Source organism: Chryseobacterium sp. SNU WT5, from assembly GCF_007362475.1.
Lineage (GTDB): Bacteria > Bacteroidota > Bacteroidia > Flavobacteriales > Weeksellaceae > Kaistella.
The window spans coordinates 1139087-1160411 of record NZ_CP041687.1; the positions used below are offsets into that span (position 1 = coordinate 1139087).

The 21325-nt window shown below is 35.7% G+C and carries 18 protein-coding genes; 8 read left to right on the forward strand and 10 right to left on the reverse strand.

What is annotated here, in order from left to right; all coding sequences use genetic code 11:
• The 4 genes from FNJ88_RS05425 to topA all read right to left on the reverse strand — a co-directional run bounded on the left by FNJ88_RS05425 (position 1) and on the right by topA (position 8859).
• Complete coding sequence (locus FNJ88_RS05425) at positions 1-1545, reverse strand: hypothetical protein (RefSeq protein ID WP_143852207.1); 1545 nt, start codon at positions 1543-1545, stop codon at positions 1-3.
• A 66-nt stretch (positions 1546-1611) separates the two neighbouring features.
• Complete coding sequence (locus tag FNJ88_RS05430; protein ID WP_143852208.1) at positions 1612-2685, reverse strand: formimidoylglutamase; 1074 nt, start codon at positions 2683-2685, stop codon at positions 1612-1614.
• An 86-nt stretch (positions 2686-2771) separates the two neighbouring features.
• Complete coding sequence (locus FNJ88_RS05435; protein WP_143852209.1) at positions 2772-5912, reverse strand: T9SS type A sorting domain-containing protein; 3141 nt, start codon at positions 5910-5912, stop codon at positions 2772-2774.
• Between the two features lie 373 nt (positions 5913-6285).
• Positions 6286-8859, reverse strand: a complete 2574-nt coding sequence (topA, locus tag FNJ88_RS05440) for a type I DNA topoisomerase (protein ID WP_143852210.1) — start codon at positions 8857-8859, stop codon at positions 6286-6288.
• 117 nt (positions 8860-8976) lie between these two features.
• Here topA and FNJ88_RS05445 point away from each other — a divergent pair, with 117 nt between their 5' ends.
• The 8 genes from FNJ88_RS05445 to trpS all read left to right on the forward strand — a co-directional run bounded on the left by FNJ88_RS05445 (position 8977) and on the right by trpS (position 16606).
• Entirely contained in the window at positions 8977-9462 is a 486-nt protein-coding gene (locus tag FNJ88_RS05445) for a DUF2062 domain-containing protein (RefSeq protein ID WP_143852211.1), read from the forward strand.
• A 284-nt stretch (positions 9463-9746) separates the two neighbouring features.
• Positions 9747-13247, forward strand: a complete 3501-nt coding sequence (gene ileS, locus FNJ88_RS05450) for an isoleucine--tRNA ligase (protein WP_143852212.1) — start codon at positions 9747-9749, stop codon at positions 13245-13247.
• 62 nt (positions 13248-13309) lie between these two features.
• Positions 13310-13690: a TraR/DksA family transcriptional regulator gene (locus FNJ88_RS05455; RefSeq protein ID WP_143852213.1), complete on the forward strand. Its 381-nt coding sequence runs from the start codon at positions 13310-13312 to the stop codon at positions 13688-13690.
• 82 nt (positions 13691-13772) lie between these two features.
• Positions 13773-14015, forward strand: coding sequence for a DUF6576 domain-containing protein (locus tag FNJ88_RS05460; protein WP_143852214.1), 243 nt, complete (start codon positions 13773-13775; stop codon positions 14013-14015).
• A gap of 6 nt (positions 14016-14021) precedes the next feature.
• Positions 14022-14219: a DUF2683 family protein gene (locus tag FNJ88_RS05465; protein WP_143852215.1), complete on the forward strand. Its 198-nt coding sequence runs from the start codon at positions 14022-14024 to the stop codon at positions 14217-14219.
• 2 nt (positions 14220-14221) lie between these two features.
• A complete protein-coding gene (locus tag FNJ88_RS05470) occupies positions 14222-14860 on the forward strand; it encodes a lipoprotein signal peptidase (RefSeq protein ID WP_143852216.1) in 639 nt (212 codons plus the stop codon).
• A gap of 3 nt (positions 14861-14863) precedes the next feature.
• A complete protein-coding gene (locus tag FNJ88_RS05475) occupies positions 14864-15505 on the forward strand; it encodes a vancomycin high temperature exclusion protein (protein ID WP_143852217.1) in 642 nt (213 codons plus the stop codon).
• Between the two features lie 132 nt (positions 15506-15637).
• Positions 15638-16606, forward strand: a complete 969-nt coding sequence (gene trpS, locus FNJ88_RS05480; RefSeq protein ID WP_143852218.1) for a tryptophan--tRNA ligase — start codon at positions 15638-15640, stop codon at positions 16604-16606.
• A gap of 46 nt (positions 16607-16652) precedes the next feature.
• On the opposite strand, the gene FNJ88_RS05485 is transcribed toward trpS, so the two are convergent.
• The 6 genes from FNJ88_RS05485 to FNJ88_RS05505 all read right to left on the reverse strand — a co-directional run bounded on the left by FNJ88_RS05485 (position 16653) and on the right by FNJ88_RS05505 (position 21297).
• Positions 16653-17348, reverse strand: coding sequence for a YjjG family noncanonical pyrimidine nucleotidase (locus tag FNJ88_RS05485; RefSeq protein WP_143852219.1), 696 nt, complete (start codon positions 17346-17348; stop codon positions 16653-16655).
• An 18-nt stretch (positions 17349-17366) separates the two neighbouring features.
• Positions 17367-17501 (reverse strand): hypothetical protein, encoded by a 135-nt coding sequence (locus FNJ88_RS14500; protein WP_262711466.1) that lies wholly within the window; start codon positions 17499-17501, stop codon positions 17367-17369.
• Positions 17502-17541: 40 nt separating this feature from the next.
• Complete coding sequence (locus tag FNJ88_RS05490) at positions 17542-18132, reverse strand: RNA polymerase sigma factor (RefSeq protein ID WP_143852220.1); 591 nt, start codon at positions 18130-18132, stop codon at positions 17542-17544.
• Positions 18133-18310: 178 nt separating this feature from the next.
• Positions 18311-18799 carry a hypothetical protein gene (locus FNJ88_RS05495; RefSeq protein WP_143852221.1) on the reverse strand — a complete coding sequence of 163 codons (489 nt, stop codon included), beginning with the start codon at positions 18797-18799 and terminating at the stop codon, positions 18311-18313.
• A gap of 76 nt (positions 18800-18875) precedes the next feature.
• Positions 18876-20156: a methionine adenosyltransferase gene (metK, locus tag FNJ88_RS05500; protein WP_143852222.1), complete on the reverse strand. Its 1281-nt coding sequence runs from the start codon at positions 20154-20156 to the stop codon at positions 18876-18878.
• Positions 20157-20343: 187 nt separating this feature from the next.
• Complete coding sequence (locus FNJ88_RS05505; RefSeq protein WP_143852223.1) at positions 20344-21297, reverse strand: hydrogen peroxide-inducible genes activator; 954 nt, start codon at positions 21295-21297, stop codon at positions 20344-20346.
• Positions 21298-21325: the final 28 nt, after the last annotated feature.

Genomic DNA, 21325 nt, shown 5'->3' on the forward strand with positions numbered 1-21325 from the left:
CTACTGAAATTTTTCGTTGCGTTTCTTATAAAGAAAATAATCCTTACCAATCGGCCTAAGTTGATAAATCCATTTCAAAATCACGGGCGCACTATTGTGGATCCTTGCGATTGGATATTCTTTTACTAGTTGATAATTCCTTTCAAAACTCAACATGTCTGCCTGATTGAGTGAATACAAACTGTTTTCAGCTCCCGGCTTTTTCGAAATTGTTAAAATGTAATCAGGCTCAAATCTCTTCACAGAGTTACTCCACCAGAAATTTTCATCTTTTAGCATTTCATCATTTATCCTGGAATTAACCAACCCTACCTCATCATAAGTATATAGATTCGTATAAAATGGAATAATTCCCGCAGGTTCCAGTAATATCGACTGTTTCATGCTCACCCCATCTTTATTAATATCAGACGCGATAGTGAACCTTTGTCTTTCTTCCATAAACCCAATGGTATAAGATTGAATCCATTGGAACGCATAAAGTCCTATGAAAAACAAAATTAGAACCGAATAAACACCTTTTCTATTCCAGGTATTCACTGCTAAGAAGTAATAAAGTAAAACGACAAAAAGAAATACACGTGGGATCCAATAATACCAATCAAAATAGGCTTTAAAAAATGAAAAGATCGTAATTTTCGATAGCGCGAAAACAACCAGCAAGACTAAAACAACTTTAACAATAGAAATTCCCGAAGTTTTTTTCTTAAGTATTTTGTAAATCGTAAATCCAGTGAAAATTAAATAAAGTACAAACACAGCAAAGGTTAAAAATCCGTACTTTTTTATTAATCCTCCATAATAAGCCCATTGATATAAGAAAAATTCAACACTGTTATTCTGCATCAAATTTTTATAAGCAATTTTTTTTGCACTAATGGTATGATTAACGATTTCACCAAAATAAATATAATTAAAGCCGACCACAGTAATCAATCCAATAATACCACCGAAAACATAGATGTAATTTAGTTTTCTTTTTAGATATAAATCTCCGCAAAAAAATATGCCAAGAAAAATAACAGTATCTACTCTTGTCCAAAGTAAGAGAATTGGGAAAATAAAATAAGCCCACTTATTCTCTTTAAAAAGCCCAAAGTAAAGCAGTCCATTATAGAGAAAAAACAAGATCCCATATTCCATCCCAAGACAAGATGCAGTAAGTGCCGGTGGGGTGATGTTAAGAAGAACTACAAAAAACCCTTGAAGAAACAGGTTAGAAGGAAACAGTATCCTGCTCAACCAAACTGACCCGATTGCAAATAATACACTACTGAAAATGAGCAAAGGGAAAATAAAATTTTCGCCAAAAATCAATTGAAAAATCGAGGTAATAAAAACATAGAAGTGAGTTGTAGATGCTGATATTCGCTCATCACCATTAAAACCTATCACTCCATAATCAATGAAATTTCTTGCAACCCTCCATGTTATAAAGGAGTCTTCCTGAATATTTTTAGTGAAAAACAGAGGGATTTTCAAAAGAGTGGCCAGGAGAATCAGCAAGTAAGGTGTCGAAAATACTTTTGTAAATAATCTTTTCATACTCTGTTTAAGCCGCAAAAATAAGTATTTTTAAGTACTTATTAACATTATTCATATTTCCCGAAATTATTTAAGAAACCGAGGATTAACAAGTCCTCTTTTAGCTGCCTCATAATCTGAAAAAGAACATGGAATCCAGTTTTCTTCCTTTTCATCATCACCAAAAAACCATAAATCACTAAATACATCCCGCTGAAAAGCATACTTCGTATCTTCTGTCATCACCCAAAATGTTTCATATGAGCGCTCAGCTGGATGTGTTCGCTGAATATTAATGCCTTCAACCAAATGCCAAATCATTTGCGCTAAAAGCTGATGATTCATAAAATTTTCTGATTCAGCATTATAATTAAAAATTCCTGCGGATTTCAGATTCCTGCTTAATCCAATCTCTTTCATATAAGCACAGATTTCCCTATTATTTAATCCATTGACTTGCGGATTTACCGAGAAGGCGCCAGTTCTGCTTTCAATCGCATCACAGTTCACTGTTATCAAATCTGCAAACCGAAAGAAGGGCTCAGTCTTTTCTGTATTATTCATCATCTCTGCTAATCGAATCACCTCAAAATCTACCTGACGCATCAACCTTACTGAATCTACTTCATTTAAATGCTTTTGATATCCTAAATGGTGGTAATTCTTAATAGTAAAGTTTTTAGAACTTAATATTTTTGACAGGAAATTTTTTTCAGTAATGGTATCGCCGCTGTTATCTAAGTTAATGAGATTAGAAATCTGAGTATAATTAATGTTCTGGTGATGAAAATTAATCGCAGAGAATAAAGCAAAAGCTAAATCATTTCCACCCCCAACAATTATTGGAATTGCATTCTTAGAAAGGCAAAGCGAAATAATTTCCTGTAAAATGAAGTGTGTATCTTCATGCCCTTTTCCAGAGATTAAATCTCCTAAATCAGCAATCGGGATCTCAAAATCGAGTTTTGAAAGATGATATAATTGTTCTCTTACCCTCTTGTAATCCTGAATCTCTGCTTTTCCATTTCTCACTCCACGATAATCTGAACAGAACACAAGCACGATTCCCCCTTCTCTAATTTCAGTTGAGATTGTACTGCCAAGTTGCCACGCTTCACTTTTTATTTCTTTTGGTGCAATCAAGATATCTTCTAAGTTCATAATCAATTTCTATAAATAAAAACAAAAGTAACGAAAAAGCACGACCAAACTGCCGTGCTTTTTTATTAAGTTCACGTCCAAGTAAATTAGTGCTTTATTATTTTCTTGGTAATTACAGTTTGATCTTTCATCGTTACTTTTACAATATAAATACCACTTACCAGTCCATGAGCACTTACCAGTCCATCTTGAACGGCAGTTTGTAAAACTAATTTTCCTGAAAGATCAAAAAGTTCAACCGTCTTTGTATCTGCATTTTTAATAAAAAACTGCTCTTTAAAAGGATTAGGCAGAATTTTCAATTCTTTATTTACAGGATTTACAATAATATCACGGTTTTTTGCATTAGACTGTTCATTATTATCGCTAGTATCATCAGGTGACCCCAGCATTCTTTTTTCATCTTTAGCACACCTTACCGACATGCCAGCCTGTGGATATGCTCCAGTTCCAGTTTGCATTCTGTTACCTTCAAATTGCATGGATAATGCAAAGCCTGTATTTAAATCGGCCATTGAGGCTAGCCATAACCCAGATCGATCGAAGGTCATTTCACTTTCACCCAATTCACCACGCATTCCATCATTTGGAAATTCACCGATAGGATATAATGCATTCTCAAACTTCCATCCATTTTCACCATCGACAATTCCTAAATATGAATCAGCAATATTATGCCACTGATCCTGGATAACCCCTGATTTTCCATAAACATCATTCTTATATCCATTGTACCATGGAGAATTGCCTTTTGAACCAGTATATAAATTAGTAAATGAAACATCAGGCACGCGCCAACCTTTTGGGCAGGGATCAAACGGAGATTTTTGATCTGCATGCCCCCATCTATTATCAGCTTGAGCACGACCATCCGTAATCCAATCGCGGATCTCTGATAAATTATTGGCATAATGATTTCCACCGTTATAAAGATTCCCTATGTTGGGTTGATAAAAGAAAATCATTGGATTCTCTACAGAATACGCTAGATTTTCTTCAATTTTCTGCTGCGGTATTGGATTGGTAGATCCATAATTTTCATAAGATTCGGTATACTCATTCTGATAATCTTCTGAGGTGATTTCTAAATATTGCACACCATTTGCCCCTCTAACTTTTGCTTTTGTTTCTGAAATAAGAGCCGAACGTGAAATTTGCTGTGGTGGCAATTTCGTACTCGGAGCAGACCTATAGATTGATTCACCATTAGGAAACGAGGGCATGGGATCCTTTCTTCCCCATTGATAATGCATTCCATTCGCTAGTCCCGTTGAGATATCTTTACTTATCGCGCCCAGATTCCGATCCATAAAAACAGTAGTTAAACTCGGCAACTTACTTGCTGTAGCATTTACAAAATTAAATTGAGTAGGAATAGTAGATTCCGTAGTGTAAACTATCGGTTGGGCAGTTGGACTATCTTCTGCAACCCAAATATGCCAGGTCCAGTAAATAGGGCTATCTGCAACACCGTTATGTAAAGAAATTACAGCATTTCCCTTCTGTCCTTGAATTGCGGCAATATTAATTATCGAATTTCTTGGATCCTGTAAATCCTTACTGATAGAAATTTTTCCTATAAGATTGGGATTTGTTGTCCATAGAACTTTTGCGACCAAACGATCACTTGGTAACATTTCGTGATCGGAAAGATATTGATTATAAACTGAAAATGCTTTACTAACAGGAATTGCGAGATTTCTTTCATTAACTAAAATATAGGAATTTGGATCTTCAAGCCCAACTCTATAGTCTTCCTTCTCATTAGCAAAATATGCAGTGGCAAAATTACCAATTGCCGCCATATTAGGATCCTTCATGCATCTAACCGCATTTCCTGCTTTTGTAGGATTGGTCTGGTTGTTATAGATCGCATGCAAACCTACTGCAGTATTTGTTCTGAAAGGATCCGAAATCATAGAAAACAACCTTGCTCCATCATAGCTAAAAGTTGCACTCCACAAACCTCCGTTTGAAGCATTATCCTGAAAGGTAACCCCTATTGGTGCATTCGGCGCAACGCTATTGGGATAATAAACATATCCACCAGAAACCGGCAAAATTCCTAAATTTCTAGATCCTCCTTGGGCACTGGTAAAATCCATACCTATTCCTGGATAAACCTTTATGCCGTTAAGACTCTGATTAACCGTATTTGGAAAAAGCTGTCGTTGATTAACATTGTTATCATCATTATTCCAATCTCTTTTACCAAAAAATGCCAAATTATTATTCTGGGTGACACGCCCATAATAAGAGGGAATTCGCCAACCGTTTGGGCATGGATCCAATTCGGATTTCAATTCATAAGAGCGGCTTTCTTTTTTTAACGTGGCATTAGAACTATTTGCGTTACTATTCCCTCCCTTTGCATTATCGGACCATAGATCCCAAGTTTTATAATCCGGATCGGCACCAGGTATTTTAAAACGCTGATTTGAAAACCAATTTCCGGTATTTTCTGTGTTAATAATATATAGCAGTGGATTATTTACTGCTAATTTCATGTTCTTTTCAATCTCATTAAAAGGTCGAATCTGTACTGGAATTGTATGAACAGCATCTATTTGCTTATGCTTCAAAATACCTAACTCCCCTGATATCTCATAGAAATTTGCATCTTTATATACCAACGGTGGAAATGGATCTTTACGTCCCCACTGATACATTAATCCACCACTTTTTTGCCATTGATCCCCTAAGAAACTATTGCTTAGGGCACCCAAATTACGATCCATATATTGAATAGAAACAGGGTTGTTATTAATATCCGTTTCAAATCCTTGACCGTAGGTAACTCCCTCAGTTGGGTTGTCTGTTACCCAAATATGCCAACTCCAATAAATAACTCCATCTACTTTAAAAGTAATAACAGCATTACCTTTACCTTTTGAATTATTAATAGAAACTTTAATGTTAGAAGCAGCAGGATCACCGGACTCAACTATAGCAACATTCTGAACTAATCCAGGAACATCCTCCCAATACATGGTCGCTGATTGAATACCCTCCGGAATTGGGCTAGCGGTTCCATTGATTTTTAAATATTCGTAATTTGACCACATTTCATAAGCTTTCTTCACAGGAATCTCTATCCCGCCCAATCCGTGAAGACGTGCAAAATCAATATCGTAAATATAACTATTGGGAGCTTTCGCTGGGATGGAAGTCTGAGCAAAAAGCATCTGCGTAAAAAAGCAGCTTATTAAAAGTAAATATTTTTCCATAATTTAAAAAATTTAACTAATTGCACATTATCAATTGTTCACAACAACAAACTACTTTCGATATGAATAAACTGAAAATAATATTTTTAATTTCAATATACCCACATAAATCTATGATAAAGTTAACAAAATAATAAATACAAAATAAAAAATAATGTTAAAATTTTTCGTTTAAAACTCCCTATAAAAAATTTTATTCAACATTCTGTAAATGAGAAGATAAAAATTGATTTTTATGAAAATCATTAGTGCTTTAGTAAGCAAGCCAACTTCTTGCAAGAAATTTTAGCTCCAAATATTAACGCGAATAAATAAAAAAATCTTCTAAAGATGGTATCATTAGAAGATTAGAAATTCAATCGAATTAGTTTTTTTACTCCTTTTTCGGACTCGCTTTCTTTACCGCAACTTTCTTCACTGCAGCCTTTTTGGTTGCGGGTTTTTTCGCAGGTGTTTTTTTCGCCTTTACTTTAAAGGCATTTTTATCCTGTGCGGTAATCCATTTCTTCACTTCCTCCAGAGAAACATCTGCCAATTCTTCAGCAGTATATTTTTCTTCTTTCTTATTTTTAGGAATTTTAAAAATGTTTTTTCCAAGTTTAACAATTGGACCCCATCTCGCATTCTCTATGGATATTTTTTCTTCTTCCCATTGTTGTATATAACGGTTCGCTTCTTTTTCCAGTTTTGCTTCTATCAACTCATTGATGTCACTTTGGGAAAGATTATCAAAATCATACCGCTTTGGGACATTGATGAAAATGGACTGATACTTGATAAAAGGTCCGAATCTCCCGGTTCCTTTGGTCACCGGTTCACCTTTGAAACTGGCAATGGGCGCATCAGCAATTTTCTTTTCTTTAATGATTTCTTCCGCTCTTTCCTGAGTAATAGAAAGCGAATCTTCACCTCTTGGAATACTGATAAAAGTTTCTCCCCATTTCACATAAGGTCCAAAACGACCAACACCGATGGTCACCGTTTGATCTTCGAAAGGCTCTAGGTCAAATGGAATTTTGAATAATTCTAAAGCTTCTTCTAAAGTAATGGTTGCAATATTTTGGGATGCCATTAAACTTGCGAAAACAGGCTTCTCTTCGTCATCCTGTTCTCCAATTTGAACCATAGGTCCAAACCGTCCAATTCTGGTGAGTACATTTTTTCCAGATTTAGGATCTACACCTAAAATCCTTTCCCCGTTTGCACGATCTGCATTTTCTTCTACATCTTCAATTCTAGGATGAAAATCTTTATAAAACCCCTGCAATACTTCTTTCCACTTTTCCTCACCATTTGCAATGTGATCGAAATCCTGCTCAACTTTCGCCGTAAATCCATAATCTAGAATTTCAGCAAAATTCTGAGTTAAAAAATCGTTCACAACCTCCCCAATATCCGTGGGCACAAATTTATTTTTATCACCTCCAAATTTTTCAGTCAGAACCTCCTTCTTCAGGTCTGTCTTATTCAAAGATATCTTCATGATCTCCCGCTCCTGTGGAATCAATTCGCGCTTATCTACATACTCACGGTTTTGAATCGTCTGAATCGTGGGCGCATAAGTTGAAGGTCTGCCGATTCCCAATTCTTCGAGTTTCTTAACCAATCCCGCCTCTGTATATCTGGCCGAAGGTCGAGAAAACTTCTGGGTTGCTTCTATCTTTTTATAATCCAGATCTTCACCAACGGCGACTTTTGGTAATAATTTTTCGTTGTTTTCCTCTTCTTCATCTTCTGCCTTTACAATTCCGTATGCTTTCAGGAAACCATCAAAAATAATCACCTCCCCTTGCGCTTCAAAATGTTGTGGTAATTTTTCATTTCCAATTTCGATCACGGTTTTTTCGATTTTAGCGTTCGTCATTTGAGAAGCTAAAGTTCTTTTATAAATTAACTGATATAATTTATTCAATTGTACATCACCAATCGTTTTCATTGCGAAATCAGTTGGACGAATCGCCTCGTGAGCCTCCTGCGCAGTATTGGATTTGGTGGTATAATTTCTGGGATTAGAATACTCATCTCCGTATTCTGAAAGAATTTGTGCTTTTGCACCGTTGATTGCTTCCTGAGAAAGATTTACAGAATCTGTTCTCATATAGGTAATAAATCCCTCTTCATATAATCTTTGTGCTACTCTCATCGTTGCAGTCACTCCATAACCTAATCTGTTACTTGCTTCCTGCTGTAGCGTAGAAGTTGTAAAAGGCGCAGAGGCTGTACGGGTTCCTGGTTTTGTTTCCACATTTAAAACCGAGAAGCCAGTCCCTTGACATTGTTTTAAAAACGCTTCTGCTTCCGCTTCTTTTGCAAAATCTTTTTTGAGTTTTGCCGTAATTTCCTGTTTCGTCTTATTGAGAAAAACACCTTCTAATTTAAAGGTAGATTTTGGGATGAAATTTCTAATTTCCAACTCTCTTTCAACCACCAAACGAACCGCAACCGATTGAACTCTTCCGGCAGAAAGTCCGGTTTTCACTTTTTTCCAAAGCACTGGTGACATTTCAAAACCTACAATTCTATCAAGAATCCTTCTGGCTTGTTGTGCATTCACCAAATTCTGATCAATATTCCTCGGATTATCAATCGCTTTTAAAATTGCATTCTTGGTAATTTCATGGAAAACAATTCTTCTCGTATTTTCTTCTTTTAACTTTAATTCCTGCGCCAAATGCCAAGCAATCGCTTCACCCTCTCGATCTTCATCGGACGCTAACCAAACGATGTCCGCTTTTTTCACAGCTGCTTTTAACTCGGCTACTAACTTCTTTTTATCTGCAGAAACTTCATAATCCGGAGTGAAGGAAGTCAAATCGATTCCCATTCCTTTTTTAGGCAGATCTCGGATATGCCCGAAACTCGATTTCACCTCGAAATCGCTCCCTAAATATTTTTGAATCGTTTTTGCTTTCGCTGGTGATTCTACAATCACTAAGTTTTTTGACATCCTCGAAATTTTGTGCAAAAGTAGAAGTTTTTTTTTAATGACAAGCTTTAAGTCTTTATATGCAGTGGAAGAAGAAAGCATAAAAACCCTTACATTTGCTTAAATCCGCCAATTCTCTTGAAAAAATTGATTCAAAATACCTTACAAAGTCAGAAAGTTTTTTACCGATACTTTCGTAGGAAAGGTTTGAAAAAATTCCTGAAGGAAAACGTGATGGAAAGTGATGGAAGCAACGAAGTGAAAGCAAAATCAATTGCTCTTGGAATTTTTATCGGTCTCTCCCCTTTCTGGGGATTCCACTCGCTCTTAGCTATTTCTTTGTCTGTTTATTTTAAAATGAACAAAATGTTGACTTTCATGGCTTCCCAGATTACATTCCCTCCGTTTATCCCTCTAATCATATTCGCTTCCATGATCGTTGGTGCGCCCTTCGTAACCACACAAGGAAATATGGACAATCAGAATTTCGATTTGGAATTCATTAAAGAAAATCTGACTCAATATATAATAGGGAGCTTAATACTTTCAGTCACCTTCTCTATCTTAATTGGATTCCTTTCTTACCTCTTTTTACAAAAGTTTAAGCCGCAGAAAAAATCATGATTAAGACAGCTATACCACTAATAAACAAAACATTACACAAAGCCTAAAGAAATACGGACAATAATTTCTTTAAATTTTAAAAGAGATAAATTCGGTATCATACTTTGAAAAATAGCTCGTCAGTACCAACAGATTAATGGAATAATCAAATATAATTGTAACCTCCTTAATTTTAGGAATCTCCAAAAACAAAATTTCCCTTTCTCTGTACTAAAAATTTCCCTTAAAATCCTTATATTCGCAAACTTAATAAATCAGGATAAATCCTGTTAAACTGATTGAAAATGAAGAAGTTTACCGAATATAAAAATCTTAACCTAACGGCCGTAGCCGAAAACATTACCCAATTTTGGGATCAGAATCAAACTTTCAAGAAATCCGTCGAAATTCGTAACGGGCAACCGGAATATGTTTTTTATGAAGGTCCGCCATCTGCGAATGGAATGCCTGGAATTCACCACGTGATGGCGAGAGCTTTGAAGGATATTTTTTGCCGGTACCAAACTCAAAATGGAAAACAAGTTTTTCGAAAAGCAGGTTGGGACACCCATGGTTTGCCGATTGAACTAGGCGTAGAAAAGGAATTAGGAATTACTAAAGAAGATATTGGAAAGACCATTTCTGTAGAAGATTACAACCAAGCTTGTCGTAATGCAGTAATGCGCTACACCGATGTTTGGAACGATCTGACCGAAAAAATTGGATATTGGGTAGATTTAGAAGATCCTTATATCACATACGAACCGAAATATATGGAAACCGTTTGGTGGCTTTTGAAGCAACTTTACGATAAAGATTTAATGTATAAGGGTTATACGATTCAACCATATTCTCCAGCTGCCGGAACCGGTTTATCTTCTCATGAATTAAATCAGCCAGGAACATATCGTGATGTTTCCGATACCACCGTAGTTGCGCAGTTTAAATTAAAACGAGCCCCTGAAAACGCGAGCGAGGCATGGAAAACATTATCAGCAATCGCTTATCCAGATTCCAAAAATGAAAGCTGCGATATTGCAGAAAACACTTGTGGAGGCGCATTGCATTGGGAAGAATTTGAAGCAGCGAAACCAAAATCAAATGTATATTTTCTTGCGTGGACGACAACACCTTGGACTTTACCTTCCAATACCGCTTTAGCAGTTGGAAGAGATATTGAATACGTTTTGGTGAAAACCTTTAACCAATATACTTTTGAGCCAATTCTTATCGTTTTAGCCAACGTACTTTTACAGAAGAATTTTGGCAAGAAATATTCTATTGGAACGGATGAGGATTTTGCCAATTACACTTCAGAAAGCAAAACGATTCCTTATCAAATATTGAAGGAATTCACTGGTGCTGATTTAGCTGGAACCGAATACGAACAATTGATTCCATGGTTTTTGCCTGCTGAAAATGCTGACAAAGCTTTCCGTGTAATTATCGGAGATTTCGTCACCACAGAAGATGGAACCGGGATCGTACATATCGCGCCGACTTTTGGAGCGGACGATGCTCGAGTTGGAAAAGAAAACGGCATTCCGCCAATGTTGATTAGAGATGAAAACGACAATCTTGTTCCGTTGGTTGACTTACAAGGACGTTTTCTAAAAGGAGGGAATACACCAGAATTATTCGCTGGAAAATATATTAAAAATGAATATTACAACGCTGGAACTGCGCCTGAAAAATCTTGGGATGTAGAATTAGCGATTCTTTTAAAAACAGAAAACAAAGCTTTCAAAGTAGAAAAATATGTTCACAGTTATCCGCATTGTTGGAGAACTGACAAACCTGTTTTATATTATCCTTTGGATTCTTGGTTTGTAAAAATGACAGCAGTTAAAAATCGCTTGATTGAACTCAATGAAACCATCAACTGGAAACCAAAATCAACGGGTGAAGGACGATTTGGAAACTGGCTTGTAAACGTAAATGACTGGAATCTTTCCCGCTCTAGATATTGGGGAATTCCTTTGCCAATCTGGAGAACGGAAGATTTAAAAGAAGAAATTATCATTGGATCTGTAGAAGAATTAATGACTGAAATCCAGAAATCAATGGATGCTGGATTCATGTCTGAAAATCCTTTTGCAAAATTCGAGGTTGGAAATATGTCGAAAGAAAATTATGCGAATATCGATTTGCATAAAAATATCGTCGATAAAATTATCCTTGTTTCAGCTTCAGGAAAACCAATGAATCGCGAGTCTGATTTGATTGATGTTTGGTTTGATTCGGGCTCAATGCCTTACGCACAATTGCATTATCCTTTTGAAAACAAGGAAATGATCGATTCTCACAAAGCGTTCCCAGCAGATTTTATCGCGGAAGGAGTTGACCAAACAAGAGGTTGGTTTTACACTTTGCACGCAATTGCAACGTCCGTTTTCGATTCTGTAGCGTACAAAAATGTAATGTCTAATGGTTTAGTTCTGGATAAAAACGGCCAGAAAATGTCAAAACGTTTAGGAAATGCTGTAGATCCATTTACAACCTTAGAAAAATACGGACCTGATGCGACGCGTTGGTATATGATCGCCAATGCAAATCCTTGGGAGAATTTAAAATTCGATCTTGAAGGAATTGATGAGGTTCGACGAAAATTCTTCGGAACATTATATAACACTTATTCATTCTTCGCTCTTTATGCGAATGTTGACGGATTTACCTACGCTGAAAAAGACGTAGAAAACCGTCCGGAAATAGATCGTTGGATTTTATCTGAATTAAATCTATTAGTAAAAGAAGTAACTGCTTTCTACGAAGATTACGAACCGACAAAAGTGGCGAGAGCCATTAATAATTTTGTTAATGACAATTTAAGTAACTGGTATGTAAGACTTTGCCGTAGAAGATTCTGGAAAGGTGATTATTCTGAAGATAAGATTTCAGCCTATCAAACTTTATATACTTGTTTGGAAACTGTGGCGAAAATTGCAGCACCAATTGCACCGTTTTTCATGGATCAGTTATACCAGGATTTAAATAAAATTACTGGTAAGAACGACGCAGAATCTATTCACTTGACTGATTTCCCGAAAGCTCAGGAAAGCTTGATCGATCAGGATTTGGTAGAGAAAACGCATTTAGCACAACAGATTACATCGATGGTATTCTCATTGAGAAAGAAAGAAAACATCAAAGTAAGACAGCCACTTCAAAAAGTGATGATTCCAGTTTTGGATAAGAAAACAGAAGCGCAGATATTAGCAGTTTCAGAATTGGTAAAACAAGAAGTAAATGTGAAAGAATTGCAATTGATCAATGCTGATGAAGCGGCAGATTTAATTATCAAACAGATCAAACCGAATTTCAAAACTTTGGGCGCACGACTTGGGAAAGACATGAAAACGGTAGCTGGAGAAATCACCAATTTCAATGCTGAACAAATTTCCACTCTTGAAAAAGAAGGAAAAATGGAAATTCAAGGTTATGAAATCTCTTTGGATGATGTGGAGATATTTACGAAAGACATTCCAGGTTGGACGGTTACCAGCGAAGGAAAACTTACTGTGGCATTGGATTTGACATTAACCGAAGAATTAAAAGCAGAAGGAATTGCGAGAGAATTCATTAATAGAGTTCAAAATTTACGAAAGGAAAAAGAATTCGATCTAACTGACAAAATTTCAATACGTTTGGAAGAAAAGAGTCCCTTTGAAAATGAACTTATGAACAATAATGCATATATTTCTACAGAAGTGTTGTCAGATAGAATAGAAATTGTAAATTCACTCTCAAATTTTGATGAAATCGAGATTGACGATGTCAAATTTAAAGTAGAAGTTCAAAAACGATAATGATTTGATAATGAGATGCGTTTAAATTCGTGATTCATTTCAACCAATAAAAAAATAAAACTATGGCAGAAGACAGACAAAAGTACAGCGATGCTGACTTAAAGGAATTTAAAGTAATTATTCAGGGTAAAATAGCGAAAGCTGAAAGAGATTTAATGCTGATTAGAGAAAGTTTCATCAACAACCAAAATAATGGAACTGATGATACTTCGCCTACCTTCAAAGCTTTTGAAGAAGGTGCAGAGACATTGAGCAAAGAGCAAAACTCAATTTTGGCGGGAAGACAGGAGAAATTCGTAAGAGATTTAAAAAATGCGCTAATTCGTATTGAAAATAAGACGTACGGAATTTGTCGTGTAACAGGAAAATTAATCCCTAAAGAAAGACTTTTTGCAGTACCACATGCAACGTTAAGCATTGAAGCAAAAAATATGCAACGATAAATAAATCGTTTAACTTTAATAATGTACAAAGTAATAGGTGTTAATGAATACAGACTACTTTGTACATTTATAGTTTAAATTCATGAGCACATTATTTATTTTACTTGCTGTTGCAGTTATCTTCATCTATTTTTTCCGAAAAGATCTCAAAGAAAAATTTATTCCGAATAAAGAAAACTATTATACGATTGATGATCAATATAATTCCGAGAAAAAAGACAGACAAAACGAGATTGATAAAATCTTAAGTAAAATAGGGAAAAATGGGCTGAAAGATTTGACCCCAAAAGAAAAAAAGCGACTAGACGAACTATCAAAAAAATAATTTTAAATGGAATCCCTCATCGTACATCCCAAAAACCAAATGGAACTTAATGCACTGAAAAGTGTAATGAAAGACATGGGTATTAAATTCGAGAAGTTTCACACCAGAAATCATAACGCGGCTCCGAAATCGGAACCAAAAACACCAACAGATAAAGGAGCAAAACCCGCAAGAAATTTTAAAGACAAACCTAAGAGAGATTAGTAATGAAGAAAATAGCATTAGTTACCATTATCATTCTTTTAATTGATCAGATTTCTAAATTTTACATCAAGACCCATTTTAATCTAGGTGAAAGCATTCCGGTATTTCCGGGGTTTAAACTCACCTTTGTAGAGAATCCAGGAATGGCTTATGGCTTTCATTTCGGTGGATTATTAGGTAAATATCTTTTGGTTATTATCCGTGTGATCCTCATCGGTGCCATGGTTTATTTATTTAGAAAATGGCTGAAAGAAGGTGCTAGCAACTATCTTTTGATTCCAATGGCCATGATCTTTGCAGGAGCAATCGGAAATTTAATAGATGGAATGTTTTACGGAATGATTTTCGACAGCGGGACCGTTTATGACGAAAGTATAGGCAGATGGATCGAATACGGCGGCATTTCTAAAGTAGTCCCCATTGCGGAAGGCTACTCCACATTTATGAAAGGTTGTGTAGTTGATATGTTACATTTCCCTTTAGTAGACTGGAATGTTCCCGAGACCTTCCCTTTAATTGGCGGTAAGCATATTGAATTCTTCAAGTATATTTTCAATGTTGCGGACTCGGCTATTACTGTAGGTGCTGCGTTATTAATTATTTTTAGGAAAAAGGCTTTTCCTGATGGATTTGACTTCTAAAAGATGAAAATTATTAAGAACATCATCATAGCAACACTGATTACCCTTGGCTTTTCAATTATTTTAATATGGTGGAGTAATGCGCAGGTAGAACGTGAAACCAAAGACTACGTAACTTCCGATCTCTCTACGCTGCCTCAAGAAAAAACCGGCCTTCTGTTGGGAACCAGTAAAACACTTCGGAACGGACGACCGAATGCATACTTCTTCAATAGAATAAAAGCAGCTTCACAATTGTACCAATCGGGGAAAATTCAAAATATCATTGTAAGTGGTGACAATTCTACTAAAAATTACAATGAGCCGGAGGATATGAAGAATGAGCTTATTAAAGCAGGAGTCCCTGAAGAAAAAATTTTTGAAGATTTTGCGGGATTCAGAACTTTAGATTCCGTTGTTCGAGCAAAAGAAATTTTCGGACAACCCTCTTTTATTATTATTTCCCAGCGTTTTCATAATGAAAGGGCGGTATTTCTCGCACATAAATATGGGATCAAAGCTTATGGTTACAACGCGAAAGATGTAAATATTTATGCTGGGATCAAAACCACAATGAGAGAGAAACTCGCACGGGCAAAAGTTTTTATCGATTTTCTTTTTGAAGTAGAACCAAAATTTGGAGGCAAAAAGATTCTCATTCCGTGATCGGTTTTTCAGATCTTTGTTCACCTCCATGTTTAAACATGATCAACTACAGCTTTGAATTCTTTATCATTCATTTTAATGTAGATTCACTTAAATTCGCAGTTCATTAATTTTATTTAAAAATTCAAACAAATGCCAAGAATTCTTACCGGAATACAAGCAACCGGAACACCACATTTAGGAAATCTTTTAGGTGCTATTATACCCGCCATCGAACTTTCTAAACAAACAGGTAACGAATCATTTTTGTTCATTGCGAACCTCCATTCTTTGACGCAGATCAAAAATGCAGAAGAATTAAAACAGAACACTTACGAAATCGCTGCAGCTTGGCTTGCGTGCGGTTTAGATACAGACAAAACTTTCTTTTACAGACAGAGTGATATCGCGGAAACGTGTGAGCTTACCTGGTATCTATCCTGTTTCTTTCCTTATCAGAGATTAACATTAGCTCATTCATTCAAAGATAAAGCAGACCGTTTAGACGATGTAAATGCAGGGTTGTTTACCTATCCGGTTTTAATGGCAGCCGATATTTTATTGTACGATGCAGAAATAGTGCCTGTAGGAAAAGATCAATTGCAACATTTAGAAATGGCGCGTGATATGGGTTCTAGATTTAACCATCAAATGGGAGAAGTTTTTGTCTTGCCACAAGCGGAGTTGCAGGAAGATACCAAATATGTCCCAGGAACTGACGGACAGAAAATGTCGAAATCCAGAGGAAATATCATTAATATTTTCTTACCCGAAAAAGAACTGAAAAAACAGGTGATGGGAATCGAAACCGATTCAAAATTACTTGAAGAACCTAAAGATCCACACACCGATAAAGTTTTTGCATTATATGAATTAATTGCAACTCCAGCAGAAACAGAAATTTTAAGAGAGAAATACCTCGCGGGGAACTATGGTTATGGCCATGCAAAAACCGAATTGCTGAATTTAATTCTGACCAGATTTTCCAAAGAAAGAGAACTGTTCACTTATTATATGAACAACTTGCCGGAACTGGAAGACAAACTTCAGGAAGGCGCGGTAAAGACCCGAGCAGTCGCTTTAGAAACGCTTGCACGAGTAAGAAAGAGTGTAGGAGTTTAGTAAAATTCAAGATTTCATGAAACCTTTTCCATGCGAAAAGGTTTTTTTATAAAAGCTCTTTCAATTCAATCAACTTCTTGATTACTTTTACTCCATCAGCTTTAAAATTATCATTAAAAGCATCATAGAAAATTACTTCTAATCCGAAGGATTTTCCACCTTCCACATCAGCGATCCAATCATCACCAATCATCATCGATTCCCCTGGTTTTGCATTGGCTTTATTAAGCGCATAATCGTAGATCTGAGGATGTGGTTTGCGAATATCAATTTCGTCTGCACTTGTAATGGTTTGGAAATAGTTCTGTATTCCGGAAAGTTCACATTTTCTATGGGTAACTTCTTTAAAACCATTGGAGAGGATATGCATTTTATAACCTTGATCATGTAAGTATTCTAAAACTTCAAAAGCACCTTCTACAAGGTCATTATAATTAAGAATTTCATCCAAAAAGTTGCTTTCAAAAGTTTGGGCAAGCTCAAAATCGTCAATTCCAAAAAAGAGAAATGAATCGTAAAACCGATGCTTTCTTAAATAATCTTTATCAATTTCACCATCACGAATTTGCTCCCAAAGTCTTTCATTGATCGTAAAATATTCACGATGGAAATCTTCAAAATCTAAATTGTATTTCTGATGGACGTTTTCTCTCTTAAATATTTCCTGTAAAGTGGAATGAGCGTTTCCGCGGTGATCCCATAGCGTATTGTCGAGGTCAAAAAAAATGTGCTGAATTTTCATACAGCACAAATTTAAGATTTAGTTCTTAAAAACGAGATTAATTTTTGAGTTGAAGTTCAACATTTCTATATTTCTGGAGTAGTTGAGCAAGAACGCAATGGTTTCTTTTCTAGGTTTCAAGTCTTTTTTCTTTAAAATGTAATTTTTTTTCATATACCCGACTTTTATTAAAAACGCCAGTATTTGAAAATTATTATCTCGTCAAAATAATTTGATGCTCTTCCATGATTTTTCTGAGGTTGATCAGCGCATATCTCACTCTACCTAAAGTCGTGTTAATGCTAGTTTCCGTTTGATCCGCTATTTCTTTAAAGGACAAGCTATCAAAAAAACGAAGTTTAATCACCTCCTGCTGATTTTCTGGTAAGTATTGCAGCATACTAAGTAGATCCTCCTGAATTTGTTTGCTGATCAACTGCTCTTCTATATTTTCTTCTTTCCCGGAGATCAAATCAAAAATAGAAAATTCTTCATTATCATAGGAAGTTTCTGAAACCTTGTTATGCTTCGCTTTCAAGCGGTAATGATCAATAATGAGGTTGTGGGCAATTCGTTTGGCCCACAGGACAAATTTACCTTCTTCATTATATCTCCCCTCTTTTAGAGTAATGATGATTTTCATAAAAGTATCTTGGAAAACATCGTTCGCTAACGCGTCGTCCAGAACTTTGTAAAAAATATAAGTGAAAATTTCTTTTTGGTGTCTTTCAATCAATACAGAGAGCGCTTTTTCGTCTCCTTGAATGAAATTAGTAATCAGCCAGCTATCAGTATTTGTGTTCATAATTCTCTTATTTAAAAATTCATGGATCCACAAACCAAATTCATTAAGGTTTTATTGAAAATCCAAGATTAAAAAAATGTAGAAGTATAAATCTATATTCGCTGGGTTGTTTATAAGTGGCTAAAATAGTAAAAAATCTAACATCGTTTAACTTTTGTTAAAAAAATAATAAAAAATATTATTGAAGCAGCTGATGAATAAGTACTATCGGCACATTCACTGTGAAATTGATATTCAGACCTTCCAGTTTTTTACCGTTAATAACAGCTTGACCAATTGGGAAAGCATACCCACCAGATAAATCAACCAATCCAAAAAGCGTTACTCCTAATTTTGGAGCAATGTATTTTGTGGTAGCTTCTGCACCAGCTAAAAAGTAAAACGAGTGGTACAAATCCACATTACGCTGAAAATTCAGCAAAATATCTCCTTGTAATTTAGGCAACACCGCAAATTGTCCATTCACACTTCCCAATAGCCCTGCAACTCCAACCCGATAAATTACATCGTCATTTTCTAGAAAAAGCAATCGTCCACCTAATTCTGCAAAAGTTTGATTTTGGTAAACATATCCTGCATGAACCATTTTATGAACGGTAAGTTGAGCCTTGCCCAGGCTACAAAACAACAGAGTTAATAAAATCGAATAGCTGATTTTCTTTTTCATAGTATCATTTAAAGAAGGTATAAAGATAAAAAAAACTGCTTTAACATTTCTGAAAAAGCAGTGTATTTAAATAATTTTAAAGACCAAATTCTTTTTTTATTTCGTCTACTTTGTCGAGTTTCTCCCACGTGAAGAACTCTAAATCCTTAACAACTAAATCCGCCCCATTTGCCTTTTTAAAAGTTTTATCTGCAATATAAGGCTCTCTTCCCATATGTCCGTAAGATGCAGTCTCTTCATAAATAGGATTTCTGAGTTTCAGGTTTTGTTCAATCGCGTAAGGACGTAGATCGAATATTTTTTGAACTCTCTCTGCAATTTCTCCGTCATTCAATCCTAATTTCGAAGTTCCGTAGGTATTAATATATAATCCACATGGTTGTGCCACTCCAATCGCGTAAGAAACCTGTACTAAGACCTCTTCTGCAACTCCAGCCGCCACTAAATTTTTCGCCATGTGACGAACCGCATAAGCTGCACTTCGGTCAACTTTAGAAGGATCTTTTCCAGAGAATGCTCCACCACCATGTCCACCTTTACCACCGTACGTATCAACGATTATTTTTCTTCCGGTTAAACCGGTATCACCGTGAGGTCCACCAATAACAAATTTTCCTGTTGGATTGATGTGGTATTTAATTTCATTATTAAAGAGTTCTTGAATTTCTCGCTTCTGCTTTGCTTTCACTTTTGGAATCAGAATCTCAATCATATCTTTTCTGATTTTGGCCAACATTGCCTCCTCGCTTCCAAAGTCATCATGTTGCGTAGATATTACAATAGAGTCAATTCTAACTGGTTTATGATCATCTGAATATTCAATGGTCACCTGTGATTTCGCATCTGGCCTTAAATACTTAACAGCATCGTTTTGACGTCTCAATACTGCTAATTCCTTCAGGATCGTGTGTGCCAGATCCAGTGCCAATGGCATATAGTTTTCAGTTTCATTAGTTGCATACCCAAACATCATTCCCTGATCTCCAGCACCTTGGGAATTTGCCTTCGATTCAAAATCATCATTTTCTGAGATCCGATCTACCCCTTGGTTAATATCTGGTGACTGTTCATGGATTGCAGAGATAATCCCGCAAGAATCCCCATTAAACATATATTCGCCTTTGGTATAACCAATTTTATTAATGACTTTTCTGGCAATATCCTGCACATCCAAGTATGCGGTAGACTTCACTTCTCCTGCCAAAACAACCTGTCCTGTTGTAACCAACGTTTCACAAGCCACTTTTGAGGTGGGATCATTTGCAAGAAAATTATCTATCAGAGCATCGGAGATTTGATCAGCGATTTTATCTGGATGTCCTTCAGAAACGGACTCAGAAGTAAATAAATAAGACATATCTCTATTTGTTTTAAATTAAAAATAGAAGTGAAAAACTGAAGATTGCAATCGAAAACTAAAAGAGAATTTTTGTTTTAGCATTTTTTTATGAGGTTGCAATCAGTTCAAATTTTTCCTCCTGAAATATTAGCAGCAAATTTAAAGACTATTTATTAAAGAACAAAATTTATAATGCTGTTATAAATCATTGTGGTTTAACACCTACAAATTCAGAAGTATTATCGTTGAAATTCAATTTTGTTTTCAAAGAATCTGCGATAAAAAGGATCATTTCATCCAAAATTTTCTGCTTGTAGGTAGGTTTGTAATAGATCATGGAAATTTCACGATAAGGAAAAGGACTTCTAAATCTTTTTACCTTCTTTTGTTGGCTAGGCGATAATTGTTCGACCGCCAATTCTGGTAAAATACTCATACCTCCCAATTTATCTACCAGTTGAATTAAGGTATTAATATTAGATGCCACAAATTCTAAATTCTTTGGCTTTACCGTATTTTCTCGAAGTTCACATATATTTTCAAATTGAGTTCTAAGACAGTTTCCTTCCTCTAACAACCAAACTTTTTGTACATCAATTTTCTCTGGAACTACAAAGCTGTCTTCCTTTTGCTCTTCACTTTCGTCCGAAGAATAGAGCATTAGCTCTTCATTGAAAAGAAAATCCTGGTAAAATTCATTGGCTGCAGTGTACGGCGTAGAAATTATACCTGCATCAAGCTCACCGGATTTTAAAGCCTTTATTATATTATCCGTGGTCATCTCCTTCACATTAAGTTCAATCTTTGGATGATTTTTTAAGAAGTCAAAGATTACTGTGGGAAGTATAAAACCCGAAACGGTTGGGATAATCCCTAAATTAAGTTTTCCTGCCAACACGTTATTGAGTAGATTAGCTTTACTCTTTAATTCGTTGATGGCATCAATTACTCTTTTCGCTTCCGTAACAATCTCTATTCCTACATCTGTGGTCCGGATCGGATGCGTAGTACGGTCAAAGATCTTCACATCCATTTCATCTTCAAACTTCTGAATCATTGCACTTAACGTGGGCTGTGTAATAAAACACGCTTGTGCAGCGTTTCCAAAGTGTTTGTATTTATCTACGGCGATAATATATTCTAATTGCTGAATATTCATTTGATTTATTTAGTCTATGTCAAATATA